The sequence below is a fragment of the Pseudomonas sp. PDM30 genome, from assembly GCF_019218985.1.
GTDB classification, from domain to species: Bacteria; Pseudomonadota; Gammaproteobacteria; order Pseudomonadales; family Pseudomonadaceae; genus Aquipseudomonas; species Aquipseudomonas jessenii.
Map to the genome: position 1 here is coordinate 546190 of NZ_JAHUWM010000003.1, position 26293 is coordinate 572482.

Genomic DNA, 26293 nt, shown 5'->3' on the forward strand with positions numbered 1-26293 from the left:
CTGTCGAGTGTTTTTCGTGTCGATTTCCCTTCTCTGTGGGCGTTGCCCGCGATGAGTCATACCCCCGCGCGCTTTGCCTTGAATGCCGTGGCCCGCTTGCGCGATCAGCGCGAAGAGGAGGGCATCAAGCCGATTCAGGCCCGCGGCTGGCGTGCGCCGCGCTGCCGTGACTGCCGGGTGATCGAGAGTCACTGTCTGTGTGCATGGCGTCCGCAGGTCGCTACCCGCTCCGGCGTGTGCCTGATCATGACCAACAAGGAGGTGTTCAAACCGAGCAACACCGGTTGGCTGATTGCCGACGTGGTGCCTGACAACCATGCCTTCATCTGGTCCCGTACCGAGATTGATCCGAAGTTGCTGGCGCTGTTGTCCGACCCGCAATGGCAGCCTTACCTGGTGTTTCCGGGTGAGTACGTCGAACCTGAGCGCGTGACAAACAGCGTGGACGTCGATGGCACGAAGCGCCCGCTTTTCATTCTGTTGGATGCGACCTGGACTGAAGCGCGAAAGATCTTTCGCAAGAGCCCCTATTTCGATCGACTGCCGATCCTCAGCCTGTTGCCGGAGAAACTCTCCCGCTACCGATTGCGCCGCTCGACCCGCAGCGAGCATCTGTGCACGGCGGAAGTGGCGGCGCTATGCCTTGACCTTGCAGGTGATGTCGCCGCGGCATCGGCGCTGGATGCCTACTTCGATGTGTTCAGCCAGCATTACCTCGATGCCAAGCATCAGTTGGACATGAACGTTTCGACCCCTGCACACGCCGAATTGATGCCCTATGTTCAGGTGGCCGCCCCATTGATGGACTGATTGTCGCGCATACTGCAATAAAGTGTACCGGCCATGCTGCTTGACCACCCCGGCTTCGCTGGGCATGCTTGGCGCCGATTAGGGTGCGGCCGGAGTTTTCGGCGCCGTTTTTTGCGCTGAACGTGCCTTGTCAGTGCAGCTGCGTGGCTGTGCCTTGAGGTGCTTTGGCGAGGTCCGAATGCATCGGGCGTCCCATGAAAAACAGGATCATTTGAAAAATGGCCACATACGAAATCCTGATTGCCGATGACCACCCACTTTTTCGTAGTGCCTTGCATCAAGCGCTGACCCTGGGCCTTGGCCCGGATGTCCGTCTGGTGGAAGTGGCGAGCATCGCCGAACTGGAAGCCCGCCTGACGGAAAAGTCCGACTGGGATCTGGTGCTGCTGGACCTGAACATGCCGGGGGCCTACGGTTTTTCCGGGCTGGTCCTGCTGCGGGGGCAGTACCCGCAGATTCCGGTGGTCATGGTCTCGGCCCAGGAAGAGGCGACCATCATGGTCAAGTCTCGTGAATTCGGCGCCAGTGGCTTCATTCCCAAATCCAGCGACTTGAGTGTGATCCAGAAAGCCGTGCGGGCGGTCCTCGATGGCGACGTGTTCTGGCCGCCACAGGCGTTCGAAGCGGTCAGCGTCTCGGATGAAGCCAAGGCGGCCAGCGAAGGGCTTGCCAGCCTCACCCCGCAACAATTCCGGGTGCTGACCATGGTCTGCGAAGGCTTGCTGAACAAGCAGATCGCCTACGAGCTGAGTGTTTCCGAGGCGACGATCAAGGCGCACGTGACCGCGATTTTCCGTAAACTGAATGTGCGGACCCGGACCCAGGCCGCGCTGCTCTTGCAACAACTTGAGTCAATTTCCAGCCATTAAAGGCTGGCAAATTCACGCTTTTTTGACTTTGGTTGAACTAGCTTTCCCACTTCTTTTTTGCCAGTTGCCCACTCTATGTCACCTTTCAAAGGCCAGACCGGCCTGAAACGTATTCTCAATGCTTCCGGTTATTCGCTGGACGGCCTGCGCGCAGCCTTCACCGGTGAGGCTGCCTTTCGGCAATTGGTATTGCTCAACGTCATCCTGATTCCTTTGTCGTTCTTCCTGAATGTCAGCCGGGTCGAACAGGCGTTGTTGATCGCGGTATGCCTGTTGGCGTTGATCGTCGAGTTGCTCAACTCGGCCGTGGAGGCGGCCATCGACCGCATTTCCCTTGAGCGGCACCCGCTGTCCAAGAATGCCAAGGACATGGGCAGTGCCGCCCAGGCCGTGGCATTGAGCATGATTGCCCTGGTGTGGGCGGTAATTCTGCTCTAGGCGATCGTCGGCAGCACGATCTCGTCGCTGCGCTGAACCCCGGCGGTGAAGGCGCGGCACAGATCGAGGAACTCGCGCATCGCCGAGGTCTGATATTTCTGTTTATGCCAGATGAAATAAAACTGTCGCGCCAGATCCAGATCCGGCGTCTCGACAGGCACCAGGCTGCCGCGGCGAAATGCGTCGCGCAAAGCCAGCCTGGAAATGCAGCCAATCCCCAAACCAGACTCCACCGCGCGTTTGATCGCTTCGGTGTGCTCAAGCTCGAGCCGGATGTTTAACGAAGTGCGGTGATGGCGCATGGCTTGATCGAAGGTTAACCGCGTGCCCGAGCCCTGTTCGCGCAGGATCCAGGCTTCGTGGCTCAACTCCTCCATGGTGGCCGTGCCACGCTTGGCCAACGGATGCTGAGGGGCGCAAAACACCACCAGTTCGTCCTCGACCCAGCTTTGTACTTCGATGTCCGGATGACTGCAGTCGCCTTCGATTAGACCCAGATCAATTTCATAGTGGGCCACTTGCTGCACGATATTGGCAGTGTTCTGCACATGCAGCTTCACCTGGCTTTCCGGGTGGCGCTGCATGAAGCTGCCGATCAACAATGTGGCCAGGTAATTGCCGATGGTCAGGGTTGCACCCACGGCCAGCGAGCCGAAACCGGATTTGCCATTGAGCAGGTCCTCGATTTCCTTGGCCTGGTCCAGCAGCGCCACCGCTTGTGGCAACAGCTGTTTGCCCAGGGCGTTCAGGCTCAACCGTTTGCCGGCACGGTCGAACAACTGGCAGCTGCACTGGCGCTCCAGTTCGGTGATCGAGGTGCTCGCCGCCGATTGCGAGAGGTTGAGCAGGCCCGCGGCACGGGACACACTTTCCTGCTGGGCGACGGCGACGAATACTTGAAGTTGACGGAGAGTAAATCGCATATCGATATAACCGATAACCCTTATCTTAATAATCCATTTAACAGATATTGTCTCTGCCTTTAGAATGCGATGCAATTGCGCAGAGCTGGCTTTTTTTGCAGAGCAGGCGCCGAACACGCGCAGACAAATCTCCAGGAGTCCCACGTACATGAGCAACATGAACCACGAGCGTGTCCTCAGTGTTCACCACTGGAACGACACTCTGTTCAGCTTCAAGTGCACCCGTGATCCGGGCCTGCGCTTCGAGAACGGTCAGTTCGTGATGATCGGCCTGCAACAGCCCAACGGCCGCCCGCTTATGCGCGCTTACTCGATTGCCAGCCCGAACTGGGAAGAGCATCTCGAGTTCTTCAGCATCAAGGTGCCTGATGGTCCGCTGACTTCGCAGTTACAGCATCTGAAGGAAGGCGATGAGATCATCATCAGCAAGAAGCCTACCGGCACGCTGGTACTGGATGACCTCAAGCCTGGCAAACATTTGTACCTGCTCAGCACCGGCACCGGTCTGGCGCCGTTCATGAGCGTCATCCAGGACCCGGAAACCTACGAGCGCTTCGAAAAAGTGATCCTGTGCCACGGCGTTCGTTACGTCAACGAAGTCGCTTACCGCGAGTTCATCACCGAGCACCTGCCGCAGAACGAGTTCTTCGGTGACGCGCTGCGTGACAAGTTGATCTACTACCCGACCGTGACCCGTGAGCCGTTCGAGAACGAAGGTCGTCTGACCGACCTGATGCGCAGCGGCAAGCTGTTCAGCGACATCGGTCTGCCACCGATCAACCCGCAGGACGACCGCGCCATGCTGTGCGGCAGCCCGAGCATGCTCGACGAGACCAGTGAAGTGCTGAACAGCTTCGGCCTGAAGGTTTCGCCGCGGATGCGCGAGCCGGGTGATTACCTGATCGAGCGAGCGTTCGTCGAGAAGTGACCGCAGGTCACGTTGTAGGAGCGAGCTCGCTCGCGATGGTCGTTAACGATAACGCGCGTTTTCTGGTTTAACGCGGTGAGTTCGAGCCCATCGCTGGCAAGCCAGCTCCTACAGTAGGTACGCAGCACAAAGAAAAGCCCGCATGGCCTGAAAAGGTCATGCGGGCTTTTTCGTTGCCGGGTTTATTTAACCGGGATAACTTCCAGGACCCGGATCACGTTTGTTTCCGGGTAATGCCAACGCACATCCAGATCCCAGAACTGCGCGCCGTATTCCCGCTCGGGTGCAGGTATTTGATAGGCCGGGCGTGGATCTTGCGCCAGGCATTGCTCGATCAACTCAACCAAAGGCTCTTCAAGACGCTGAGCGTGCTCGTGAGCCTGTTGCAGCGCTGCGTCCGTCCACTGCACGGGAATCAATAGCGGCGCAGCGCTGGCGATGCTGTTGGTGGCTGTATCGATGATGTCGGCGTAAGGCACGTAGGGTTTTATGTCGAGAATCGGCGTGCCGTCCAGCAAGTCAATACCGGATATCCACAGGCGATTGGCTTCGATCTTGTCCAGCTTGACCACGGATTGACCGATGCCATTGGGGCGGTGGGTGGCGCGGGTGGCGAACACGCCCATGGACTTGTTGCCGCCGAGGCGCGGTGGGCGGACCTTCAAGCGAGGTTTTTCTTCCAGGGCCTGGTGGAACAGGAACAGCAGCCACACGTGGCTGACCTGCTCCAGGCCTTGTACCGCGTCCCCTTGATCGAACGGAGCCACCAGTTCCAGCACGCCACGGGCAGCCGGGGCCAGTTGCGGTTGGCGCGGAATGGCGAATTTCTCCTTGAAGCAGGAGCGCACGAAGCCGATGGGGGAAACGCTGTAGGTCATGGTTTGGGGTCGAGGTGGAATTTAAGGCAGGCATGATAACCCACACGGCCTTTGGCCCGGTGGCGCCTATCAGTCCGTCATCGCGGGCAAGCCACGCTCCCACAGGGTTCTCGAGCGCACACAAGATTTGTGTCCGTCTCAAAACCTGTGGGAGCGTGGCTTGCCCGCGATGGCCGCACCGCCGATCTACAGGCTGAACCCACCATCCAGCGGAATGATATTCCCGGTCATATAAGCCCCGGCAGTACTCGCCAGGCTGATCGCCAGCGCCGCCATTTCCTCCTCGCGGCCCCAACGCTTCATCGGGATCAACGCCGTATCCTGCGCCAGCGCCTGTTCATCATTGCCGATGTGCTGGGTCATCTTGCTCGGAAACCGCCCCGGGGCGATCACGTTGACGTTGATGTGCTGGCTCACCAGTTCGCGCGCCAGAATCCTCGACAGTTGGTGCAACGCAGCCTTGCTCGGCCCGTAGGCATACGCCTGCTCGCCGAAGGAGGAAATCCCTGCCACCGATCCTATGTTGATGATCCGCGCCGGATTCGCTTCGGAACCGGCCTTGCGCAGCAGGGGCAGGAACTGCTGGATGCAGTTGAACACCGACGTCACGTTGAGCTGCATGACTTTTTCCCAGCCTTTGATCGGGTAGCTCTCCAACGGTGCGCCCCAGGTGGTGCCGGCATTGTTCACCAGGATGTCCAGATGAGTGATCTGCTCGCCCAGGCGCGTGGCCAGTTGCAGGACGCCCTCTTCGGTGGCGAGGTTCGCCGCGATGGCGCGGCAGCGGCCAAGTGCACCGAGTTCGTCAGCGGTTTGCTGGCAGGCTTCGACGTCGCGGGCGCAGACGTATACGGTGGCGCCCGCCTCGACGTAGGCCTTGGCGATCATCTTGCCGATACCACGGGTGCCGCCGGTCACCAGGGCGGTGCGGCCTTGCAGGGAAAAGTAGGGATGCATGGCGAATCCTGAGAACTGAGGTCTTTACACCCTAGTCGTCAGCCGCCAGAAGCGGAGCCACTATTTTTGCGCGGAATAGGGAGGCATTCGGTCCTGTAGGAGCTGGCTTGCCAGCGAAGGATGAGAGACCGCCGCGCTCATCCAGTCAGCACGCGTTATCGTTTGCGACCATCGCTGGCAAGCCAGCTCCTACAGAAAACAGATGTGTCTCGAGCTTACTGCGGGCGCACTCGCAGGGTCAGGCCCTTGAGGAAATTGCGTAGCAGCTGGTCGCCGCACGGGCGATAGTTGGTGTGACCGAACTTGCGGAACAGTGCGCTCAGTTCAGGCTTGGACACCGGGAACTCGGCAGCCTTGAGGATCGCGTGCATGTCGTCTTCTTTCAGCTCGAACGCTACCCGCAGCTTTTTCAGGATGATGTTATTGGTCACCGGCACTTCGATCGGCTGCGGCGGGCGGCTTTCGTCCTTGCCGCGCTTGAAGATCACCAGACCGTCGAGGAAGTGCGCCATGACTTCGTCCGGGCAGCGTACGAAACCTTCCTCGTCTTCCTCTTTCTTGTCGAGGTAGGTCAACAGGTCCGGCAGGGTCACGTCCAGGCCGCCGAGCTTGATGATCTCGATGACTTTCTTGTCGCTGATGTCGAGCATGTAGCGCACGCTGCGCAGTACGTCGTTATGAATCATGTGTGCAGTCCTGATATTCAGCTGTGAGCGTCGCGGCCAGGCGCGGCGCCGAAATGGATGGCGGCCAGAAAAGCCTTAGAACTTCTCTTTGCCGGACAGATAGCGCCATTGCCCCACCGGCACTTTGCCGATGGACACGCCACCGATGCGAATACGGCGGATACCGACGACCTTGAGGCCGACCGCCTGGCAGAGCAGGGCGATGATGCCCGGCTGCGGGTTCTTCATGGCAAAGCGCAGACGGTTCTCGTTCTGCCAGCTGGCCTTGACCGCCGGCAACTCCTTGCCCTTGTAGGTCAGGCCGTGGTTCAGGCGGTTCAGGCCGTGGGCCACCATCTCGCCTTCAACCTCGACCACATACTCTTGCTCGATCTTGCTGGAGTCGGCGGTGAGTTTGCGCAGGATTTTCCAGTCCTGGGTGAACACCAGCAGCCCGCTGGCGTTGGCCTGCAGGTCGGTGCTGGCGGTCAGGCGCAGGAAGTGCCCGCGCAACGGGCGCTTGCCGTAGCGGTGCTCTTCGCTCAGGGTCTCGGCGCCGAGGGTGGCCAAGGCGGTGTCTGCGTCCATGCCTGCGGGCACATTGAGCAGCAGGGTCACCGGTTCCGGCGCAGTGGCCTTGGCTTCTGGATCAAGCTCGACTTTCTGGGTGTCGACCTTGAATTGCGGCTCGTCGATGACCACACCGTCGACGGTGACCCAGCCGCCCTCGATGAACAGCTCAGCCTCCCGACGGGAACAGCCGACGAGTTCGATGAGGCGTTTGGAGAGACGAATCGGGTCAGTCATGTCAGGGCCGTAACAAAAAGGGGGTGGGCATTGTACCTGCCTGGCGCCGGTTAATCCCGGTTCCATTTACGCAGTGAGGCTTTTTGTGGGAGCGGGCTTGCTCACGAAAGGGCCATCAGCCTCAACATGTATGTTGGCTGACACACCGCCTTCGCGAGCAAGCCCGCTCCCACATTTGATCTGTGTTGTGTCATCCATGCCGTGATTTTTGCTGGTCCTGACGCAAACGCATGTGCAACAACGGATACGGCTGGCCCATGCCATCGACCTCCGAACGACCGATGACCTCGAAGCCTTGCTTGAAGTAAAAGCCGAGGGCTTGCGGGTTCTGTTCGTTGACGTCCAGTTCGTCGGCGTTCAGGTGTTCCAGGGCATAGTGCAACAATTTCTTGCCCAGGCCCTGGCCGCGATGGTCGGGGTCGATGAAGAGCATTTCGATCTTGCCCGCCGCGACGCCGGCGAACCCGGTGATGCGCTGGTTCGAATCCTTGGTGCAGATCAGCATCACCGCGTCGAGGTAGCGGGTCAGCACCAGGTTCTTCAGCAGTTCGATGTAGCTGTCTGGCAGAAAGTCGTGGGTGGCGCGTACCGAGGCCTCCCAGACCCGGGTCAATTCTTCGTAGTCGCCGAGTTTCGGCGTGTGGATGACCGAATGCTGACGCATGCCCGTCTGCCTCTTATGCAGTGGTTGATAGGAATCCTTCCATGTGCAAACGATAGCCGTAAAAAAGCCCCGCATCTCGTCAAGAGAGCGGGGCTTTGCGTATTTTTTGCGTTTAGATCTGTTCAGCCCACAGATCGTATTCGTCGGCGTCGGTCACTTTGCACCAGACCTTGTCGCCCGGCTTGAGGTTGCTGCCGTTGTCGATGAATACGTTGCCGTCGATTTCCGGGGCATCGAAGAAGCAGCGGCCGACCGCGCCTTGCTCGTCGACTTCATCGACCAGCACTTCGATCTCACGGCCGATGCGCATTTGCAGACGCGCCGAGCTGATGGCCTGCTGGTGCGCCATGAAGCGCTCCCAGCGGTCCTGCTTGATGTCGTCCGGGACGACTTCCAGGTCCAGGTCATTGGCCGGTGCGCCTTCAACCGGCGAGTACTGGAAGCAGCCGACGCGGTCGAGCTGGGCTTCGGTCAGCCAGTTCAGCAGGTACTGGAAGTCTTCTTCGGTCTCGCCCGGGAAGCCGACGATGAAGGTCGAACGGATGATCAGGTCCGGGCAGATTTCGCGCCAGTTCTTGATCCGCGCCAGGGTCTTGTCTTCGAAGGCCGGGCGTTTCATCGACTTGAGCACTTTCGGGCTGGCGTGCTGGAACGGGATGTCCAGGTACGGCAGGATCTTGCCGGCGGCCATCAACGGGATCAGCTCGTCAACGTGCGGGTACGGGTAAACGTAGTGCAGGCGAACCCAGACGCCGAGGGTGCTCAGGGCTTCGCAGAGTTCGGTCATGCGGGTTTTCACCGGCGCGCCGTTCCAGAAACCGGTGCGGTATTTCACGTCGACGCCGTAGGCGCTGGTGTCCTGGGAGATCACCAACAGCTCTTTGACGCCGGACTTGACCAGACGCTGGGCCTCGTCGAGCACATCACCCACCGGGCGGCTGACCAGTTTGCCGCGCATCGACGGGATGATGCAGAAGCTGCAGCTGTGGTTGCAGCCTTCGGAAATCTTCAGGTAGGCGTAGTGGCGCGGGGTCAGCTTGATGCCTTGTGGCGGCACCAGGTCGATCAGCGGGTTGTGGTCCTGGCGCGGCGGCACGACTTCGTGCACGGCATTGACCACTTGCTCGTACTGCTGCGGGCCGGTCACCGCCAGCACGCTCGGGTGTACGTTGCGAATGTTGCCTTCTTCGACGCCCATGCAGCCGGTCACGATGACCTTGCCGTTTTCCTTGATGGCTTCGCCAATCACTTCCAGGGACTCGGCCTTGGCCGAATCGATGAAGCCGCAAGTGTTGACTACCACGACATCGGCGTCCTGGTAGGTGGACACCACGTCATAGCCTTCCATGCGCAGCTGGGTAAGGATGCGCTCGGAGTCGACCAGTGCTTTGGGGCAACCCAGGGATACGAAGCCAACCTTTGGATTGGCCGGCGCAGGAGTGGTGGACATGTCTAACCTCGGTATTTTGTGACGCCGCTTGCCGGGCAGGGCAAAACCGACGGACGGGCGCTTGAACTGCGCCTCTGATCAAAAAGTGCGCAATTCTAGCGATGAGTCGTTCACTTGACCAGCTTTATGCGGGGAAATACGACGAGTGCTGCGCTATGCTTCGCGCCGTTACGCCTTACAGATTTTTTACTGTCAACAAAACGTCTGTAACGTGAAGTAAAACAGCGCATGCTGCACGACAAAGCATAGTGCTTCTTTCAAAGAAGCCCGGGTCTGAGAAGTAGGAGTGGTGGATGGGTCAGGCAAGTAGTCAGGCTACCGATGCCGAGCATTCGGCGGTGAAGCCGATCGGCATGCTGGTCGCGGCAGTCGGGGTGGTTTATGGCGATATCGGCACCAGTCCGTTGTACACCCTGAAGGAAGTATTTTCCGGAGGCTATGGCGTGCCGGTCAACCATGACGGGGTGCTGGGGATTCTTGCGCTCATTTTCTGGTCGCTGATCTGGGTCGTGTCGATCAAGTACATGATGTTCGTGCTGCGCGCCGACAACCAGGGCGAAGGCGGGATCATGGCCTTGACCGCACTGGCCCGGCGGGCGGCGGCGGGGCATGCCAAATTGCGCATGTTGCTGGTGGTCTGCGGACTGATCGGCGCGGCATTGTTCTATGGCGACAGCATGATCACCCCGGCGATCTCCGTACTGTCGGCGATTGAAGGCCTGGGGCTGGCGTTCGAAGGTATCGACCATTGGGTCGTGCCGCTGTCGCTGGTGGTGCTGGTCGCGCTGTTTCTGATCCAGCGTCACGGCACGGCGCGAATCGGCATTCTGTTCGGGCCGATCATGGTCACCTGGTTCCTCGTGCTGGGTGCATTGGGCGTCTATGGCATCAGCCAGCATCCGGAAGTCCTGGAAGCGATGAACCCGATGTGGGGCGTACGTTTCTTCATGGTCCATCCGGGCATGGGCGTGACGATTCTCGGCGCCGTGGTGCTGGCATTGACCGGTGCCGAAGCGCTGTACGCGGACATGGGCCACTTCGGCCGCAAGCCGATCGCACGTGCGTGGTTCATCCTTGTACTGCCGGCGCTGGTGCTGAACTACTTCGGCCAGGGCGCGCTGCTGCTAGGTGATCCGGAAGCGGCCCGTAACCCCTTCTACCTGCTGGCGCCGAGCTGGGCGTTGATCCCGCTGGTCGGCCTGTCGACCCTGGCCACGGTGATTGCCTCGCAAGCGGTGATTTCCGGTGCGTTCTCCCTGACCCGCCAGGCGATCCAGCTCGGTTACATTCCGCGCATGCACATCCGACACACTTCCAGTGCCGAACAGGGCCAGATCTACATCGGTGCGGTGAACTGGGCGTTGATGGTCGGCGTGATCCTGCTGGTGATCGGTTTCGAATCCTCCGGTGCCCTGGCCTCGGCCTATGGCGTGGCAGTAACGGGCACCATGCTGATGACCACCATCCTGGTGTCGGCGGTGATGCTGCTGCTGTGGAAGTGGCCACCAATCTTCGCGGTTCCGATATTGTTCGGCTTCCTGTTGGTCGATGGTCTGTACTTCGCCGCCAACGTACCGAAAATTGTTCAGGGCGGTGCATTCCCGGTGATCGCGGGTTTCGCGCTGTTTGTGCTGATGACCACCTGGAAGCGCGGCAAGCAGTTGCTGGTCGAGCGTATCGATGAGGGTGGATTGCCGCTGCCGATCTTCATCAGCAGCATTGCCGTACAACCACCCCATCGTGTTCAGGGCACCGCCGTGTTCCTGACGGCACGGCCGGATGCCGTGCCCCACGCGCTGTTGCACAACCTGCTGCATAACCAGGTACTGCACGAGCAAGTGGTGCTGCTGACGGTAGTGTACGAAGACATCCCGCGGGTGCCGCCGAATCGGCGCTTCGAGGTCGACTCCTATGGCGAAGGGTTCTTCCGGGTCATCCTGCATTTCGGCTTCACCGATGAGCCGGACGTACCGCAGGCGCTGAAGCTGTGTCATCTCGAAGAGCTGGACTTCAGCCCCATGCGCACCACGTACTTCCTCAGCCGCGAAACGGTCATCGCCTCCAAGCTCGAAGGCATGTCGCGCTGGCGCGAGGCGCTGTTTGCGTTCATGTTGCAGAACGCCAACGGCAACCTGCGTTTCTTCAATCTGCCGCTGAACCGGGTGATTGAGCTGGGGACGCAGGTCGAAATGTAAACCTGATCCTGTAGGAGCGAGCTTGCTCGCGATGGTCTCAAATGCACCGCGTTTATTCAGGATTTCCGCGTCATCGTTGACGTCCATCGCGAGCAGGCTCGCTCCTACAGTGTGTTGTGGTGTTGAATGAAAAAGCCCCCGTTACCTTGCGGCAGCGGGGGCTTTTTTGTGGGGCTCAGATCACTCTTGAGCTTCTGCTTCTTTGGCTTGACGCTTCTCGATCACATCCACCAGGCGCTTGGCCAGCGCCGGATAGTTCTCGTCGAAGTGGTGGCCGCCAGGCAGCTTGATGGCTTCGCCCACCGCCGTCTTGTCGGTGCAGCCACTCTCGTCGGTTTCTTCTTCGCCGTAGATGCACACCACTTTGGCGGCTGGCAGCTTGGCCATTTCCGGGCCGGTGGCGGCTTCCTTGCCGGCGTTGCCGAGCCAGCCTTCGACTTCGATCTCGAAGCTGCCGGTACGGGCGAAGGCCAGCAGGATGATCGCGTCGACGCGTTGCTGTTCCGATTCGGCCAGGCGGTTGTAGATCGCCGGCAGTACGTCGGCGCCGAACGAATAACCGGTCAGGATGAAGCGCTTGGTGCCCCATTTCTGCCGGTAGTGTTGCATCAGTTCCGCCAGGTCCAGCGCGCTTTGCTCCGGGCTCTTGTGCTGCCAGTAGTAGCGCAGGGTATCGATGCCGACCACCGGGTAGCCGATCTTGGCCATCTCGCCCGCCACGTCGCGGTCGAGGTCGCGCCAGCCGCCGTCGCCGGACAGGAACAGGGTCACGGTGTCACTGGCCTGGCCCGCTGGCACTTCGACCACCGGGATCTGCAGGCCGCCAGCGGCTTTGTCGCCACCGACGAGGATCTTGCGCAGTTCGTTGTTCAGCACTTGCGGCAGGTTGATGTCGTAGTCGCTGATGCTGGTTTCGGCGTTCGGTTGATCACGCACGAAGCCGGCACTGGTGTCGTCCGGGTTGTCGTTCCACGCGACCAGCCAGTGACCGTGGGCCGCGCTTTTGGGCAGCAGGTGAGTGCAGCCGCCCTTTTCCAGGGCCAGGTCGACCGAGACGGCCTGGGCCTTGTCGTTCTTTTGCTCGGACAACCAGCGCCAGGCCAGCACGGCGCCAGGGCCGATGCCGCTGACCAGGGTCGCCGGGCCTTTGAGTTCGCGCAGGCCCGATTGGAGGGCGCGGCTTTGCAGCAGGCAATCCTTGGGCAGGATCACCTGGACAATTTGCGCCGCGCCACTGCGGCTCAGGGTCATCAATTGCTTGTCGCTGAGTTTCTGGTCTTCGTTGACCGCCACCAGCACCTGGGCGCGTGGCGTTGTGCCGGGGATGACACGGGTCATCGCCGCACCATCGGCCGGGGTCAGCAATTCGAGGGTCGGCTCCGGTGCCGGGCGTTTCAGGTACCAGAAACCGCCACCGAGAATCAGGGCCACTATCACCAGTGTGCCCAATACATACCGCAAGGAGCGTTGAATCATCAGCGTTTCACCAATCCGGTCAAGCCACCCGCGATCAGGGCAGCGGTGTCGGCCAGCGCAACCAGCGGATCGAGTCCGGCGGGCACGGCCATATAACGGGGTTCCCAATCAGGCTGGAACTTGTCTTTGAAGCGGCGCAAGCCCTGGAAGTTGTACAGCTGCTCACCACGGCGGAATACCATCGAGCCAAGGCGCTGGGTCAAGGGTGCGCCGCGACGGGGTTGCAACCCCGACAACGGCACCATGCCCAGGCTGAAACGCGCGTATCCATGATTTTTATAATGTTGAATCAGGCCGACCATCATGAACTCCATGGTCAGCTTCGGAGCATCCGGGTGCGCGCGCATCAGGTCGAGGCTGGCCAGGTCATGGCCGTAGGTCTCGAGCAAGTTTGCGAACGCCACCGGGCGTCCTTCGAAACGAATCACCGCGATGCGAAAATGCTTGAGGTAGTCATCGCTGAAGCGACCCAGTGAAAAACCTTTCTCCCGGACGTTCTTGCCGGTCAGCCAGGCATCGGAAATTACCTTGAGCTCATCCATCGGCGCCTGGCCGGGTTCATGGATTTCCAGGGACAGACCGTCGCGGGTGCCACGGTTCCAGGTGTAGCGCAGGTCCTTCATCTCTTTGCCCTTGGCTTCGAGATCAAAACGCTTGAGGTCGACCCGGGCTTCTTCGCCGAGCTTGATCGCGGTCAGGCCGATGTCCATGTAGTACGGCAGGTTCTCTGCACGCACTTGATAGAACACGGGGCGGGCGTGGTGGATGTCGCAAAGGTCGCGGAACTGCCAGATCATTTCCGCCCGTTGCTGGCCCGGGCCGATCGGGTCATACAACGCCACCAGGCTGCGACCACGGCGGGCGTACATCAGGAACGCCTCGTCGTTGGGGTGGAACAGCAGCGCCTTGTCGCCGGTCAGGGCCAGGCCGCCATCCGGTTGGGCCGATGCCATGAGGATCTTGCTGGCGCGCTCCAGTTCGTCGGGGGTGGGCAGGTGAATGACCGGGCGCTCGGTGCGCAGCAGCCAGGTCAGGGACACCACCACCAGCAGCACGGCAGCCCCGAGCAGCGAGCGCAGGCCGCGAGGGGCATCGGCGTCCAGAGTGAACTGCCACCAGAGTTGGTGACTGTATGGAACGTCCTGGTAGGCGAACAACAGCAACCAGATCGAGGCGCCGAGCACGCACAGGCTGGCCACCAGGTACAGCGGCGAGAACGGTACTTCGGTCAGTCGGCTGGGGCGATAGAACGAGCGGCGGAATACCCCGAGCAGGCTTGCCGTCAGCACCATCAGGCTGGCTTCTTCCCAGTCGAAGCCTTTGAGCAGCGAGAGCAGGGCGCCGACCAGTAACAGAATGGTGGTCAGCATCCACGCGGCCGACAGCCGGCGGCGCAGCCCCTGGGCCAGCAACAGGCAAAGCACGCCGACCAGGCTGGCGCCAAAGTGCGAAGCATCGACCAGTCGATGGGGGATCAGAAAACCGATGTGTTCCAGGCGCGTATCGATTTCCGGAGTGACGCCGGAGAACAGCAGGACAACACCGGACAGGAACACCAGCACCGCCAGTATCGGAGCCGCCAGACCCGAGGCCGCGCGCAACGTCTGGCGTGTCTGGAACAGGCGCTGGCCTTCGTTGATCAGCAGCAACAGGCAGGCCACCAGCAAGGGCAGGACCACGTAGATCAAGCGATAGAGCAGCAGGGCGGCCGCCAGTGGCGCAGCACCCAGGGTGTCGGAAAACGCCGCCAGCAAAATGGCTTCGAACACCCCGACACCGCCCGGCACATGGCTGAGCACGCCGGCAGCCAGCGCCAGCAGGTAAACCAGAAGGAACGCACCGAAGGGTGGTGTTTCCGGCAGCAGCAGATAGAGCACGGTCGCGGCGGCGGCTACGTCCAGGGCGGTGATGACCAATTGCAGGAAGGTCAGGCGACGCCCGGGCAGACGCAAGGTGCGGCGCCCGATCCTGACCAGCAGGTTGTCCGGGTAAGGCTGTTCCGGCAGCCGTCGACGGTAGATACCGATGGCCAGCACTGAAAACAGCACGAGCACGGCAGTCGCCACCACGCCCAGCAACGTCTCGGAGAGTCCCAGGGCGGAGGACGCCGCTGGCAGGTCGCTGAGCGTCGCCAGGGCAGCCAGCGGTGGCAGGGCGCAACCCAGCGAGAGGCTGGCGAACAAAGTCATGCGGGCGACTTCTGCCGCTCCCAGGCCATGACGAGCATAGAGGCGATAGCGAACCGAGCCTCCCGACAACATTGAAAGACCGATGGCGTTGCCGATGGCAAAGGCCGTGAAACCGCCCAGGGCCAGGGTGCGCGGTGCCAGGCTCGCCCCGGCATAGCGGCTGGCTGACCATTCGTAGCCGAGCAGAATGATGAAGCCCACCACAGTTGCAGCCAGCGCGCCCATCAAGGCAGGTTTTGGAACGTCGAGGATCGAGTCGTGCAGGGCGTTAAGGTCGAGTTCGCTCAACAGGTGGCGACAGGCAATCAGCGCGATCGCGAACAGCAGCAGGGTGACCGCCAGGCCAATGGGTTGACGGTATTTGCTCAATCGATCAAGCAGGCGCAGGCGCTCGGCATTGATCGGTTGTTTCGCTGTGACAGTGTCTTGTGAATCAGACGAGTTGGCGCGCATCAATCACCTCTTGGATCGTGCGCGACAGGATGGAGGTATCCAGCCAAGTTACCAATCCCTGTAGAAAAAAATAATCACAAATTTTAACGCCTATCACCCGGCAACAGGGATGGCGCGTTATCAGTCGCGGAGGCTTCAGCCTGTGATAGAGCATAGTCTGAACCCGGCGCATGGGTGATCCCCAAGCGGCTTGCTACACAGTGACAGGTCATTGTTGCGAAAGGACTTTTTCAACAGATACAAAAAAGGCCACTCTTTCGAGTAGCCTTTTTTGATGTTTGGTTGCGGGAGCCGGATTTGAACCGACGACCTTCGGGTTATGAGCCCGACGAGCTACCAGACTGCTCCATCCCGCGTCTGTGTGGCGGCATTCTATAGAGATGCGCCGGGGTGTCAACCGTTAATCCTGAAGCAGGTCAAATAAATGTTGAATCGCGGCAAACGGTCGCAGGGATGGCCTAAGTTTCGGAATCAGAACGATTTCCGGTTTCGGTTTCGTTGAGCGTCCAGGTCTTGTTCCTGCGTTCGGTGCTACAAAACGAGCGCGCACAAAAAAGGCCACTCTTTCGAGTAGCCTTTTTTGATGTTTGGTTGCGGGAGCCGGATTTGAACCGACGACCTTCGGGTTATGAGCCCGACGAGCTACCAGACTGCTCCATCCCGCGTCTGTGTGGCTCATTCTATAGAGATGCGCTCGGGTGTCAACCTCCAATTCCGATAAAACCTCTTCCCGTTCAATCGCTTAGCGTTCAAAAGGGGAGGTCGGCCGGTCTGTGAGGCAGGCAGGACAAGGCCTGCGAGTCTATTGAAAGTATTTTTTCGATTGAAAAAATAAATTCACAATCGACTCTTCCTACAATTGGAAAAGAACATTCAGACTACTGGTGCTATATACAGGTGTCGGTGAGATACTGTTTGTCCGGCACGCCATGACGCCTTTTCCTTGCCATGAACACAGCTTTGCTATGACCCAACACAAGATCATCCACGTCGATTGTGACTGCTTCTATGCAGCCATCGAGATGCGCGACGACCCACGCCTGGCCGGTAAACCACTGGCGGTAGGTGGGTCGGCGGACCGGCGCGGGGTGATCGCCACCTGCAATTATGAGGCGCGAGCGTACGGGGTGCGTTCGGCGATGTCCTCCGGGCATGCCTTGAAGCTGTGCCCGGACCTGACCATCGTCAAGCCACGCATGGATGCCTATAGAGAAGCGTCCAGGGAAATTCATGCGATCTTTCGCGATTACACCGAGATCATCGAGCCGCTCTCGCTCGATGAGGCGTACCTCGATGTGTCGGACAGCGCGCATTTCGCAGGCAGTGCAACGCGAATCGCCCAGGACATCCGGCGCCGGGTCTCCAACCAGTTGCACATCACCGTGTCGGCGGGTGTGGCGCCGAACAAGTTTCTGGCCAAGATTGCCAGTGACTGGAAAAAGCCCAACGGCCTGTTTGTCATCACGCCGGACCAGGTCGAGGACTTTGTCAGTGGTTTGCCGGTGAGCAAATTGCACGGGGTCGGCAAAGTCACCGCCGACAAGCTCGGCAAGCTGGGTATCACCGATTGCCTGCAATTGCGCGAGTGGGACAAGTTGGCGCTGGTGCGTGAGTTCGGCAGCTTTGGCGAGCGACTCTGGAGCCTGGCCCGTGGGATCGACGACCGTGTGGTGCACAACGACAGTCGTCGTCAGTCGATCAGCGTTGAAAATACCTACGACGTTGACCTTCCGGACCTGAAGAGCTGCCTGGACAAGTTGCCCGAGCTGCTGGAGACCCTGGCCGGTCGCATGGCGCGGATCGACAGCAGCTATCGTCCGGGCAAGCCGTTCGTCAAAGTGAAGTTCCACGACTTCACCCAGACTACATTGGAGCAGGCCGGGGCAGGGCGGGATCTGGGCAGTTATCAGTTGATGCTGACCCAGGCCTTCAATCGCGGCGGTAAGCCGGTGCGGTTGTTGGGTGTCGGGGTGCGGCTGGAGGACTTGCGGGGTGGGTTCGAGCAGATGGAGTTGTTTGAGCGGTAGTTTTGTGGTGAATGTGCGGGCCCCTTCGCGAGCAAGCCCGCTCCCACATTGGATTTGTGAACACCTGAAATCCTATGTGGGAGCGAGCCTGCTCGCGTTTAGTTCAGCCCCGGATTCGCTACCAGTCGCTCGCCATTGCGGGCCAGTGACTTCAGGAACTCAGTCTGCAATTCGGGATCATTGCGCGTCAGTTCGATCAGGCTCTGTTCCAGCTCACTGGCTTCCTCTTCAAGACCCAGCTCCGACAGGCGCTTGACCCGGTGGACCCACTGATTGACTTCGTCGCCCTCGAGATCGTCATAAATCAGCCCGTGGGCCTCATAGAGCTTGCTGCGTAAGGTGCTGCTGACGGCTAGCGAGGAGTCGGTGTGTACGTCGTCCTTGGCATCCTCGACACGAATCAGCAATCGGCTCAGGTGATTGATGTCATGTTCGGCGAACGGGTTGTCCAACAGATTCAGGCGCAACACGCCGTTTTTGTCGGTGGTCAGTTCGAAGGTTTCCTTGCCGGCCTTGACCTCGACCGGGCGCTCGCTCCAGGGCAGGCTTGAGTACTCCGTGCGCTTGTCGCGCTGGACTTCATCAATGCCGGCCAGGTTCTGCTGCGCGCGACCATGGGACTGCACGTTCATGAACGGGTTGAGCCCGGCGAAACCGTAGCTCAGCCAGTCCTTGGTCACGCTGTCCGGCAAATTGCCGAGGGCAAACACATTGACCACGTTGGCACCGACACCCGCTACCACGGCCACCGCGCCCAGCGGGATTTCGTAAATCTCCCGCCAGGGTTGGTACGGCGTATAGCGGTCATAGTGACGCGTGACTTCGTATTCGGTGACTTCGAAAGTCTTCTGCTCGTGGATTTTCACCCGCCGTTGCGGAAGCTCAAGCACCTTGGGCTCACCGACATCGATCTGCAGGCTGTGATCGAGCAATTTGCGCTCGACACGTTCCTCGTGCTCGCTGCGTTGTGACATTTGATTGGCACAGCCGCTGACCAGCAGGGCGCCGCACAAGGCGGCACCACCGAGGCCTAAGGTGTTTCGCTTGAACATGACGTCTCTATATCTGCTATCAGCGGCGGATGCGGGCCTGAAGGAAGGACAGTACGTCGGCGACCGGCAGCGCTTGTGCGTCGGCCTCGGTACGGCTCTTGTATTCCAGGTTGCCTTCGGCCAGGCCGCGGTCGCTGACCACGATCCGGTGTGGAATGCCGATCAGCTCCATGTCCGCGAACTTGATGCCCGGGCTGGTTTTCTTGTCACGGTCATCCAGCAGCACTTCGAAGCCGGCAGCGGTAAGTTGCGCGTACAGCTTGTCGGTGGCTTCGCGAACCTGCTCGGTTTCATAGCGCAGCGGCACCAGGGCAATCTGGAACGGCGCGAGGGTGTCGCTCCAGATGATCCCGTTTTCGTCGTTGTTCTGCTCGATGGCAGCCGCCACCACGCGAGACACACCGATGCCGTAGCAGCCCATTTCCAGGGTGACCGGCTTGCCGTTCTCGCCCAGCACTTCGCATTTCATCGCTTTGCTGTACTTGTTGCCCAGCTGGAAGATGTGCCCGACTTCGATGCCGCGCTTGATCTCCAGGGTGCCCTTGCCGTCCGGGCTCGGGTCGCCGGCCACGACGTTGCGCAGGTCGGCAACGGTCGGAACAGGCAGGTCGCGTTCCCAGTTCACGCCGAAGTAGTGTTTATCATCGATGTTGGCACCGATGCCGAAGTCGCTCATCAGCTCGACCGAACGGTCGATGATGATCGGCAGCGGCAGGTTCAACGGGCCGAGGGAACCGGCACCAGCGCCAATGGCCTCGCGCAGTTCGCCTTCCGAGGCCATGACCAGCGGGCTGGCAACGCCTGGCTGGTTGGCGGCCTTGATTTCGTTCAGCTCATGGTCGCCACGGATGATCAGGGCAATCAGCTTGCCTTTCTCTTCAGCATGCACCACGAGGGTCTTGATGGTTTTCTCGATCGGCAGGTTGAAGCCTTCGACCAGTTGCGCAATGGTCTTGGCGTTCGGTGTGTCGACCAGGCGCAGCTCTTCGGTCGCAGCGGCACGCGAGGTTTCGCGAGGCACGGCTTCGGCCTTTTCGATGTTGGCGGCGTAGTCGGAGCCGTTGCTGAACACGATGTCGTCTTCACCGGACTCGGCCAGTACGTGGAACTCGTGGGAGCCGGCACCGCCGATGGAGCCGTTGTCGGCTTCTACAGGGCGGAACTTCAGGCCCAGACGGGTGAACACGTTGCAGTAGGCCTGGTGCATGCGGTCGTAGGTGACCTGCAGCGAAGGCTGGTCGGCGTGGAAGGAGTAGGCGTCCTTCATGATGAATTCGCGGCCGCGCATCAAGCCGAAGCGTGGGCGGATTTCGTCACGGAATTTGGTCTGGATCTGGTACAGGTTGATCGGCAGCTGCTTGTAGCTGCTCAATTCGTTGCGCATCAGATCGGTGATGACTTCTTCGTGGGTCGGGCCGGCGCAGAAGTCGCGACCGTGGCGATCCTTGAAGCGCAGCAATTCAGGGCCGTACTCTTCCCAGCGCCCGGATTCCTGCCACAGCTCAGCCGGTTGCGTGCTTGGCATCAACACTTCGAGAGAGCCGGCAGCGTTCATTTCTTCACGAACGACGGCTTCGACCTTGCGCATTACCCGCAAGCCCATCGGCAGCCAGGTGTACAGGCCTGAGGCGAGTTTGCGGATCATGCCGGCGCGCAGCATCAGCTGGTGGCTGATCACGACCGCGTCGGAAGGCGTTTCTTTTTGTGTGGCGAGCAAAAATTGACTGGTGCGCATGGTTGGCCGTTATCGATTGCTGATGACGAGATATGACGGAGCATTGTACGGGCGAGATCCGCTGGCGTACAGGCGTGCGGTCGGTGGTGTGGCAGGAGGGCGCGATTCACTCGGCCCTCCGCGATTCTTCCTGCGTAAAGAACCTACGATTCTTCGGCGACCGGGGTGTGCACCGGTTCCGGTGTAGGTGTCGGACCTTCACGGCGGTTCTCCTGGAACCAGTGCAAGGCGATCAACAGCAGGGTCGGGACGCCCAGCAGGGCGGTAATCAGGAAGAAGTCGTGATAACCGAACTTCTCCACCATGACCCCTGAGTAGCCGCCGATCAGGCGTGGCAGTAGCAGCATGATCGAGCTGAGCAGGGCGTATTGGGTGGCGGAGAATTTGAGGTTGGTCAGGCTCGACAGGTAGGCGACGAACGCCGAGGTCGCCAGGCCCGAGCTGAAGTTATCCAGGGAGATGGTCAGCACCAGCATGTTCAGGTTGGGGCCCATGTCGGCGAGCATCAGGAACAGGATGTTGGTCGTCGCGGAGGCGACACCGCCGATGAACAGGATCGGCAGGATGCCGAAACGCACGATCAGCAGGCCGCCCATGCCGGCGCCGACCAGGGTCATGATCAGGCCGAAGATTTTGCTGACGCTGGCGATCTGGTCCTTGGTGAAGCCCTGGTCGATGTAGAACACGTTGGCCATCACGCCCATGACCGTATCGGACATCCGATAGGTGGCGATCAAGCCGAGCAGCAGCAGCGCTTGCCAGCGGTATCGCAGGATGAAGTCGTTGACAGGTGTCAGCACTGGCGCCAGGCCGCGGCGGCCCATGGCCGAGAGGCACAGGGCGGTGAGGGTGGTATAGAGAATCGCGCGCAGGAAGGCGCGGTCCTCCAGCAGCAGGTCGAGCAGGCTCTCGCCTTCGAACAGTACGCTGGCGAAGTCGGTGTTGTAGAGCTGGGTGAACATGGCCGGCACGGACACCAGCAATACGATCAGCACGAACACCGAGGCCAGTTGATGCACGAAGCTGTAGCGCCCGGCCTGCAGTTGCGTGCGCAATGGTACTGGCGGCTCGCGCATGAACAGGGATGTCAGCAGTGCCGGGACCATCAGGGCACCGAACAGGATGTAAGTGCCGGCCCAGGCCGAATGCTTGTAGTTGAAGCCGGTGGAGCCAAAACCTTCGGCGAAGTACAGCGCGCCTGCGGTAGCCAGCAGCGCGGCGACCCGGTAACCGGACATGTAACTGGCGGCCAGTGCGGCCTGGCGGTTGTCTTCGGCGATTTCCAGACGGTAGGCATCGACCGCGATGTCCTGCGTCGCTGATGCGAAAGCGACGACGACGGCAATGGCGATCAGCCAGGACAAATGCTTTTGCGGGTCGCAGAAACCCATCCCGATCAGGCCAAGGATAACCAGTGCCTGGGACAGCACGAGCCAGGACCTTCGTCGACCGAGTTTGCCGAGCAATGGCAGTCGCCATTGGTCGAGCAGGGGTGACCAGACCCATTTGAAGGCATACGCCAGGCCGATCAGGCTTGCATAGCCAATGGTTTCACGCGCCACGCCGGCTTCACGCAGCCAGACTGAAAGCGTCGAAAACACCAGCATGTAGGGCAGGCCGGCGGCGAAACCAAGCAGCAACAGCACGAGTGTCGAGGGGCTGGCATAAGCGGCGAGCGCGGCGCGCCAGGTTTTACGGGGCATGGGCTGGAGTCTGCCTCAAGAAATACGGAAACAAAGCGCGCACTCTAACCGCTGTGCTCTACCGGACGCCAGCCATGGCGCTGAATATCAACACGATTATTCAGGACACTGATGCCCTCCATGCGTAATCGTGCGCGCTGCTCATCACCCGAAGGGCTGCCGACCGGCAGGCTGATACGCCCGTTTGCGCCCAGAACACGGTGCCAGGGCAACTTGCTGTCGCCGGGCAGTTGACTGAGGGTGCGCCCGACCCAGCGGGCGGCGCGACCCAGTCCTGCGAGCTCGGCCAACTGGCCGTAGCTGACGACTTTGCCCTCGGGTACTTGTGCCAGTGTCAAATACAGCGCCGTGCGTCGGATTTGCGCTGCACTCTCGGGGTCTTCGGTTGGATCGGTCACGTCCGTCAGTCCTGAAGAAGTTTGCCTTACCATCTGTAGAGTAATTCCTGCGCAGGAAGTTGAGAAATGAACTCAACAGAAATAGTCGGGTCAGTCCTTGTCAGGGCATTGTTCCTACGGATAATGCCGACTTTTCTCGCAAGCCTGAGCCTGTATTTTGTTTATGTTGTCCAGATCCCTGCTGTGTCTCGCCGTCCTTGGCGCATCCTCTCCCTTGCTGGCCGATACCGTGTGGTTGAAGAACGGTGACAAGCTGAGCGGCAAGATCACGCTGTTCGATGGCGGAAAGCTGCTGATCCAGACCGAGTACGCCGGTGCGGTGACGATCGACTGGAAACAGGTCAAGACCCTGGACAGCGATCAGGAGTTGCTGGTCAAGCAGGATGCCTACAGTGGTGAGAAAGCCAAATCGTTGAAAGCGGCGGACGACGGCAAGGTCACGCTGGCCAACGGCGAGGGACCGAAGACGGTCGAACTGGCGAGCATCCAGCAGATTCTCAAGCCAAAACCGGTGGTCGAGGATCTGGTGTGGAAAGGCAACGTCGATGTCGCGCTGGATTATCAGCGGGCGGAAAACGACACCGATGACTACGACATCGACTTCAAGACCAGTGCGCGACACGGGCGCTGGCGGCACACCGCTGAAGGTGAGTACAACCGTGAGTTCCAGGACGACGTGGTGACCACGGACAACTGGCGGGCGGAATACTCCATCGACCGATTCCTGACCGAGCAATGGTTCTGGCAGGGGCGCCTGGTCTACAAACGCGACAAGGTCGAAGACCTTTCCCGTCAACGCACCGTCGGTACCGGTCCCGGCTATCAGTTCTGGGATAACGAACTCGGGGCGTTCTCCCTGGGCTCGCTGGTCAACCGCACGGACTATGAATTCTCCGATGGCAGCGAGGAAAATTTCTACGCCTTGGCCATGAAGTGGGACTACAACCGCTACCTGATCGGCAAACGTGTCGAGTTCTTCACCAATGGTGAGGTCGGCAAGCCGCTGTCGGGCGTGGCCGACTACGCGCTCGATGCCGAGATGGGGTTGCGCTACAAGGTGACTGACTGGGCTTCGCTGAACCTGAAGGCGGAACGCGATATCATCAGCGGCGCCGACGATGCGGATCTGGACAAGACACGCTACACCGCAGGGTTTGGCGTGACCTGGTAACAGCATCAAAAGATCGCCGCCTTCGACAGCGCCTGCAGGGGCAACCCGGGAGCTGTCGAAGGCGGCGATCTTTTTTGTGTGGACAAAACACCCGCCCACAAAAAAGCCCCGCTGTTGAGGGCGGGGCTTTTTACTAAAGCAAGTACAAGTTAGATAACTTGAACTTCTTCAGCTTGCATGCCTTTCTGACCGCGGGTAGCGATGAAAGAAACCTGTTGGCCTTCTTTCAGGCTTTTGAAGCCGTCGGACTGGATAGCTTTGAAGTGAACGAACAGGTCGTCACCGGATTGTGGAGTGATGAAGCCGAAGCCTTTTTCATCGTTGAACCACTTAACGGTACCGGTTTGGCGATTAGACATGGTGTAACTCCTTGAACAAAGATAACTGCGACTCAGGAAGAACCCTGGCCGAGACTGAGTGCAAAGAGCAGGAAAAATTCTTGTAGATGGTTGGATCGAAATTCAACATATCGTGTAGAGATTCTCAGTGACACAAGCAGCACAGTGACGCCACCTTAACCCTTTTTCCGGAACGTGCCAATGCTTCTTGCACAGGTTTCTCTGTTTTAAGGATCGGCGGTGTGACGGTTCGTCGCCAGCGCAGGTAATTCCCGCCTGTTCGGCGAGAATTGCACCGCGGACTTTGAACCCGGCGGCGCGCCCGGTAAGATGCCGGACAGAATTTTTCGACCTCGCTATTCAGGACACCCGCCATGAGCATCAAATCGGACAAGTGGATTCGCCGCATGGCGCAGGAACACGGCATGATCGAGCCATTCGTCGAGCGCCAGATGCGCGGCAGCGACGATAGCCGTGTGATCTCCTACGGCGTGTCGAGCTACGGCTACGATGTGCGTTGCACCAATCATTTCAAGGTGTTCACCAACATCAATTCGGCCATCGTCGACCCGAAGAACTTCGATGCCGGCAGCTTCGTCGACATCCACAGCGACGTGTGCATCATTCCGCCGAACTCCTTCGCCCTGGCCAGCACCGTCGAATATTTCCGCATTCCGCGTAATGTTTTGACCATTTGCCTGGGTAAAAGCACCTATGCGCGCTGCGGCATCATCGTCAACGTCACACCGCTCGAGCCTGAGTGGGAAGGTCACGTGACCCTCGAGTTCTCCAACACCACCAATCTGCCGGCGAAAATCTACGCGAACGAGGGCGTGGCACAGATGCTGTTCCTTGAGTCTGACGAAGAGTGTGAAGTGTCCTACAAGGACCGTGGCGGCAAGTATCAGGGCCAGCGTGGCGTGACCCTGCCTCGCACCTGAGTCAACCGTCTGGCAAATGCCGGGAATTCCTGAGCGGGCGTACACTCTATGGGGTGTACTGTTCCGATCCGCGCAAGGTGGGTCGGGTCATCGCTCAGGAGTGCCGAATGAAGATCGATCCGCGAATCAGTGCCGAACTGGCAAGGCTTGAACCCAATCAGGTTGGCGTTCTGGCCTGGTCCTTGTTGGCACACCCGCCCGTCAGCATGGCAGGGGGTATTCCCGGCCAGCCTGATCCTGATACCCCGAACGAGCAGCCTAATGAGCCGGGCGAGCCTACGCTGCCGGATGAGCCGCCGCCTGCGCCAGTAGTCTGATAATCCAGACACTACAGATCAAAAAATGTGGGAGCGGGCTTGCTCGCGAAAGCGGTGTGCCAGACAACACAAATGTTGAATGTCAGACCGCATTCGCGAGCAAGCCCGCTCCCACAGGTTTTTTGTCAGGTGTTACTTCAGGTTGCCGCTGAGGAACTGCTTCAACCGCTCGCTTTTCGGATTGCCCAGCACTTCTTCCGGTGCGCCTTCTTCCTCCACCAGGCCCTGGTGCAGAAACAACACCTGGCTCGACACTTTGCGGGCGAAGCTCATTTCGTGGGTCACCATGATCATGGTCCGGCCTTCTTCGGCCAGGCCCTGGATCACCTTGAGCACTTCACCCACCAGTTCCGGGTCCAGCGCCGAAGTCGGTTCGTCGAACAGCATCACTTCCGGCTCCATGGCCAGTGCACGGGCAATCGCTACCCGTTGTTGCTGACCGCCGGACAGGAATGCCGGGTATTGGTCAGCCACACGGGGGGCCAGCCCCACTTTGTCGAGGTAGCGCCGGGCGCGATCCTCGGCTTCTTTCCTGTCACAGCCCAGCACCCGGCGTGGCGCCATGGTGATGTTTTCCAGCACCGTCATGTGGCTCCACAGGTTGAAATGCTGGAACACCATGGCCAGGCGGGTGCGAATCCGCTGCAGTTCATTGGCGTCGGCCACGTGCATGCCGTGACGATCCTTGATCATGCGGATGTTCTGCCCGTCGAGGCTCATGGCGCCATCGTTGGGTTGTTCCAGGAAGTTGATGCAGCGCAGAAAGGTACTTTTACCCGAGCCGCTGGCGCCGATAAGACTGATGACGTCGCCGGTTTTGGCCTTGAGCGAAACACCTTTGAGGACTTCATGGTCGCCGTAGCTTTTATGCAGGCCTTCGATGGTCAATTTGTACATGGGGCGTGCATC

The 26293-nt window shown here is 59.9% G+C and carries 24 protein-coding genes and 2 tRNA genes; 9 read left to right on the forward strand and 17 right to left on the reverse strand.

The genetic code is table 11. The features are described from left to right. Nucleotides 1-51: 51 nt before the first annotated feature. The 3 genes from KW840_RS09810 (at nt 52) to KW840_RS09820 (ending at nt 2117) form a co-directional block, all read left to right on the forward strand. On the forward strand, nt 52-810 hold the full coding sequence (locus KW840_RS09810) for a tRNA-uridine aminocarboxypropyltransferase (RefSeq protein WP_218495046.1): 759 nt from the start codon (nt 52-54) through the stop codon (nt 808-810). 218 nt (nt 811-1028) lie between these two features. Further along, nucleotides 1029-1679, forward strand: a complete 651-nt coding sequence (erdR, locus tag KW840_RS09815; RefSeq protein WP_057716148.1) for a response regulator transcription factor ErdR — start codon at nt 1029-1031, stop codon at nt 1677-1679. A gap of 75 nt (nt 1680-1754) precedes the next feature. Beyond that, entirely contained in the window at nt 1755-2117 is a 363-nt protein-coding gene (locus tag KW840_RS09820; RefSeq protein WP_057716147.1) for a diacylglycerol kinase, read from the forward strand. Here KW840_RS09820 and KW840_RS09825 read toward each other — a convergent pair. Beyond that, nucleotides 2114-3040 carry a LysR family transcriptional regulator gene (locus tag KW840_RS09825; protein WP_043302480.1) on the reverse strand — a complete coding sequence of 309 codons (927 nt, stop codon included), beginning with the start codon at nt 3038-3040 and terminating at the stop codon, nt 2114-2116. The genes KW840_RS09820 and KW840_RS09825 overlap by 4 nt on opposite strands. 148 nt (nt 3041-3188) lie before the next feature. Here KW840_RS09825 and fpr point away from each other — a divergent pair, with 148 nt between their 5' ends. Beyond that, complete coding sequence (fpr, locus tag KW840_RS09830; RefSeq protein WP_008054100.1) at nt 3189-3968, forward strand: ferredoxin-NADP reductase; 780 nt, start codon at nt 3189-3191, stop codon at nt 3966-3968. Between the two features lie 182 nt (nt 3969-4150). Here the strand turns inward: fpr and tsaA are convergent, their stop codons facing one another. The 6 genes from tsaA to rimO form a co-directional block, all read right to left on the reverse strand. After that, the gene (gene tsaA, locus KW840_RS09835; protein ID WP_218495047.1) at nt 4151-4846 is read right to left on the reverse strand and encodes a tRNA (N6-threonylcarbamoyladenosine(37)-N6)-methyltransferase TrmO; all 696 of its coding nucleotides are present in this window, start codon (nt 4844-4846) and stop codon (nt 4151-4153) included. 186 nt (nt 4847-5032) lie between these two features. Beyond that, nucleotides 5033-5803 (reverse strand): SDR family oxidoreductase, encoded by a 771-nt coding sequence (locus KW840_RS09840; protein ID WP_057716145.1) that lies wholly within the window; start codon nt 5801-5803, stop codon nt 5033-5035. A 215-nt stretch (nt 5804-6018) separates the two neighbouring features. Beyond that, nucleotides 6019-6489, reverse strand: coding sequence for a DUF1456 family protein (locus tag KW840_RS09845; protein ID WP_046041186.1), 471 nt, complete (start codon nt 6487-6489; stop codon nt 6019-6021). Nucleotides 6490-6564: 75 nt separating this feature from the next. Next, the gene (locus tag KW840_RS09850; protein ID WP_057716144.1) at nt 6565-7275 is read right to left on the reverse strand and encodes an rRNA pseudouridine synthase; all 711 of its coding nucleotides are present in this window, start codon (nt 7273-7275) and stop codon (nt 6565-6567) included. Nucleotides 7276-7465: 190 nt separating this feature from the next. Next, nucleotides 7466-7939: a GNAT family N-acetyltransferase gene (locus KW840_RS09855; RefSeq protein ID WP_150812923.1), complete on the reverse strand. Its 474-nt coding sequence runs from the start codon at nt 7937-7939 to the stop codon at nt 7466-7468. Between the two features lie 112 nt (nt 7940-8051). Next, nucleotides 8052-9389, reverse strand: coding sequence for a 30S ribosomal protein S12 methylthiotransferase RimO (rimO, locus tag KW840_RS09860; RefSeq protein WP_057716142.1), 1338 nt, complete (start codon nt 9387-9389; stop codon nt 8052-8054). A gap of 293 nt (nt 9390-9682) precedes the next feature. Between rimO and KW840_RS09865 the strand changes: the two genes are divergently transcribed. Next, on the forward strand, nt 9683-11584 hold the full coding sequence (locus KW840_RS09865; protein ID WP_218495048.1) for a potassium transporter Kup: 1902 nt from the start codon (nt 9683-9685) through the stop codon (nt 11582-11584). Nucleotides 11585-11764: 180 nt separating this feature from the next. On the opposite strand, the gene KW840_RS09870 is transcribed toward KW840_RS09865, so the two are convergent. The 4 genes from KW840_RS09870 to KW840_RS09885 form a co-directional block, all read right to left on the reverse strand. Continuing rightward, the gene (locus KW840_RS09870; protein ID WP_218495049.1) at nt 11765-13060 is read right to left on the reverse strand and encodes a virulence factor family protein; all 1296 of its coding nucleotides are present in this window, start codon (nt 13058-13060) and stop codon (nt 11765-11767) included. After that, the gene (gene mprF / locus KW840_RS09875; RefSeq protein WP_218495050.1) at nt 13060-15702 is read right to left on the reverse strand and encodes a bifunctional lysylphosphatidylglycerol flippase/synthetase MprF; all 2643 of its coding nucleotides are present in this window, start codon (nt 15700-15702) and stop codon (nt 13060-13062) included. The genes KW840_RS09870 and mprF overlap by 1 nt, the downstream gene beginning before the upstream one ends. 279 nt (nt 15703-15981) lie before the next feature. Next, nucleotides 15982-16058, reverse strand: a tRNA-Met gene (locus KW840_RS09880). 232 nt (nt 16059-16290) lie between these two features. Continuing rightward, a tRNA-Met gene (locus KW840_RS09885) sits at nt 16291-16367 on the reverse strand. 300 nt (nt 16368-16667) lie between these two features. Between KW840_RS09885 and dinB the strand changes: the two genes are divergently transcribed. Continuing rightward, complete coding sequence (dinB, locus tag KW840_RS09890) at nt 16668-17729, forward strand: DNA polymerase IV (RefSeq protein WP_218495051.1); 1062 nt, start codon at nt 16668-16670, stop codon at nt 17727-17729. A 98-nt stretch (nt 17730-17827) separates the two neighbouring features. Here dinB and KW840_RS09895 read toward each other — a convergent pair whose 3' ends face one another. The 4 genes from KW840_RS09895 to KW840_RS09910 form a co-directional block, all read right to left on the reverse strand. Further along, on the reverse strand, nt 17828-18781 hold the full coding sequence (locus KW840_RS09895; RefSeq protein ID WP_057716137.1) for a hypothetical protein: 954 nt from the start codon (nt 18779-18781) through the stop codon (nt 17828-17830). 19 nt (nt 18782-18800) lie between these two features. Then, nucleotides 18801-20516, reverse strand: coding sequence for a proline--tRNA ligase (locus tag KW840_RS09900; protein ID WP_057716136.1), 1716 nt, complete (start codon nt 20514-20516; stop codon nt 18801-18803). A 143-nt stretch (nt 20517-20659) separates the two neighbouring features. After that, complete coding sequence (locus KW840_RS09905; RefSeq protein ID WP_218495052.1) at nt 20660-22219, reverse strand: AmpG family muropeptide MFS transporter; 1560 nt, start codon at nt 22217-22219, stop codon at nt 20660-20662. A gap of 44 nt (nt 22220-22263) precedes the next feature. After that, complete coding sequence (locus tag KW840_RS09910; protein WP_219733057.1) at nt 22264-22650, reverse strand: MGMT family protein; 387 nt, start codon at nt 22648-22650, stop codon at nt 22264-22266. A 130-nt stretch (nt 22651-22780) separates the two neighbouring features. On the opposite strand from KW840_RS09910, the gene KW840_RS09915 reads away from it, so the two are divergent. Further along, a complete protein-coding gene (locus tag KW840_RS09915) occupies nt 22781-23788 on the forward strand; it encodes a DUF481 domain-containing protein (RefSeq protein ID WP_090453513.1) in 1008 nt (335 codons plus the stop codon). A 149-nt stretch (nt 23789-23937) separates the two neighbouring features. On the opposite strand, the gene KW840_RS09920 is transcribed toward KW840_RS09915, so the two are convergent. Then, a complete protein-coding gene (locus tag KW840_RS09920) occupies nt 23938-24147 on the reverse strand; it encodes a cold-shock protein (protein ID WP_002554837.1) in 210 nt (69 codons plus the stop codon). A 353-nt stretch (nt 24148-24500) separates the two neighbouring features. Between KW840_RS09920 and dcd the strand changes: the two genes are divergently transcribed. Together dcd and KW840_RS09930 are read left to right on the forward strand one after the other, a co-directional pair. Continuing rightward, complete coding sequence (gene dcd, locus KW840_RS09925) at nt 24501-25067, forward strand: dCTP deaminase (protein WP_007940589.1); 567 nt, start codon at nt 24501-24503, stop codon at nt 25065-25067. A 107-nt stretch (nt 25068-25174) separates the two neighbouring features. Further along, nucleotides 25175-25384, forward strand: a complete 210-nt coding sequence (locus KW840_RS09930; protein ID WP_008052149.1) for a hypothetical protein — start codon at nt 25175-25177, stop codon at nt 25382-25384. A gap of 132 nt (nt 25385-25516) precedes the next feature. Here the strand turns inward: KW840_RS09930 and KW840_RS09935 are convergent, their stop codons facing one another. Then, nucleotides 25517-26281, reverse strand: a complete 765-nt coding sequence (locus tag KW840_RS09935; protein WP_057716131.1) for an ABC transporter ATP-binding protein — start codon at nt 26279-26281, stop codon at nt 25517-25519. Between the last annotated feature and the right edge of the window lie 12 nt (nt 26282-26293).

What these genes read in the sequence shown, in the direction of transcription:
- KW840_RS09810 (WP_218495046.1), top strand. Translation starts at nt 52, where the DNA reads ATGAGTCATACCCCCGCGCGCTTTGCCTTGAATGCCGTGGCCCGCTTG.
- erdR (WP_057716148.1), top strand. Translation starts at nt 1,029, where the DNA reads ATGGCCACATACGAAATCCTGATTGCCGATGACCACCCACTTTTTCGT.
- KW840_RS09820 (WP_057716147.1), top strand. Translation starts at nt 1,755, where the DNA reads ATGTCACCTTTCAAAGGCCAGACCGGCCTGAAACGTATTCTCAATGCT.
- KW840_RS09825 (WP_043302480.1), bottom strand. Translation starts at nt 3,040, where the DNA reads ATGCGATTTACTCTCCGTCAACTTCAAGTATTCGTCGCCGTCGCCCAG.
- fpr (WP_008054100.1), top strand. Translation starts at nt 3,189, where the DNA reads ATGAGCAACATGAACCACGAGCGTGTCCTCAGTGTTCACCACTGGAAC.
- tsaA (WP_218495047.1), bottom strand. Translation starts at nt 4,846, where the DNA reads ATGACCTACAGCGTTTCCCCCATCGGCTTCGTGCGCTCCTGCTTCAAG.
- KW840_RS09840 (WP_057716145.1), bottom strand. Translation starts at nt 5,803, where the DNA reads ATGCATCCCTACTTTTCCCTGCAAGGCCGCACCGCCCTGGTGACCGGC.
- KW840_RS09845 (WP_046041186.1), bottom strand. Translation starts at nt 6,489, where the DNA reads ATGATTCATAACGACGTACTGCGCAGCGTGCGCTACATGCTCGACATC.
- KW840_RS09850 (WP_057716144.1), bottom strand. Translation starts at nt 7,275, where the DNA reads ATGACTGACCCGATTCGTCTCTCCAAACGCCTCATCGAACTCGTCGGC.
- KW840_RS09855 (WP_150812923.1), bottom strand. Translation starts at nt 7,939, where the DNA reads ATGCGTCAGCATTCGGTCATCCACACGCCGAAACTCGGCGACTACGAA.
- rimO (WP_057716142.1), bottom strand. Translation starts at nt 9,389, where the DNA reads ATGTCCACCACTCCTGCGCCGGCCAATCCAAAGGTTGGCTTCGTATCC.
- KW840_RS09865 (WP_218495048.1), top strand. Translation starts at nt 9,683, where the DNA reads ATGGGTCAGGCAAGTAGTCAGGCTACCGATGCCGAGCATTCGGCGGTG.
- KW840_RS09870 (WP_218495049.1), bottom strand. Translation starts at nt 13,060, where the DNA reads ATGATTCAACGCTCCTTGCGGTATGTATTGGGCACACTGGTGATAGTG.
- mprF (WP_218495050.1), bottom strand. Translation starts at nt 15,702, where the DNA reads ATGCGCGCCAACTCGTCTGATTCACAAGACACTGTCACAGCGAAACAA.
- dinB (WP_218495051.1), top strand. Translation starts at nt 16,668, where the DNA reads ATGACCCAACACAAGATCATCCACGTCGATTGTGACTGCTTCTATGCA.
- KW840_RS09895 (WP_057716137.1), bottom strand. Translation starts at nt 18,781, where the DNA reads ATGTTCAAGCGAAACACCTTAGGCCTCGGTGGTGCCGCCTTGTGCGGC.
- KW840_RS09900 (WP_057716136.1), bottom strand. Translation starts at nt 20,516, where the DNA reads ATGCGCACCAGTCAATTTTTGCTCGCCACACAAAAAGAAACGCCTTCC.
- KW840_RS09905 (WP_218495052.1), bottom strand. Translation starts at nt 22,219, where the DNA reads ATGCCCCGTAAAACCTGGCGCGCCGCGCTCGCCGCTTATGCCAGCCCC.
- KW840_RS09910 (WP_219733057.1), bottom strand. Translation starts at nt 22,650, where the DNA reads ATGGTAAGGCAAACTTCTTCAGGACTGACGGACGTGACCGATCCAACC.
- KW840_RS09915 (WP_090453513.1), top strand. Translation starts at nt 22,781, where the DNA reads ATGTTGTCCAGATCCCTGCTGTGTCTCGCCGTCCTTGGCGCATCCTCT.
- KW840_RS09920 (WP_002554837.1), bottom strand. Translation starts at nt 24,147, where the DNA reads ATGTCTAATCGCCAAACCGGTACCGTTAAGTGGTTCAACGATGAAAAA.
- dcd (WP_007940589.1), top strand. Translation starts at nt 24,501, where the DNA reads ATGAGCATCAAATCGGACAAGTGGATTCGCCGCATGGCGCAGGAACAC.
- KW840_RS09930 (WP_008052149.1), top strand. Translation starts at nt 25,175, where the DNA reads ATGAAGATCGATCCGCGAATCAGTGCCGAACTGGCAAGGCTTGAACCC.
- KW840_RS09935 (WP_057716131.1), bottom strand. Translation starts at nt 26,281, where the DNA reads ATGTACAAATTGACCATCGAAGGCCTGCATAAAAGCTACGGCGACCAT.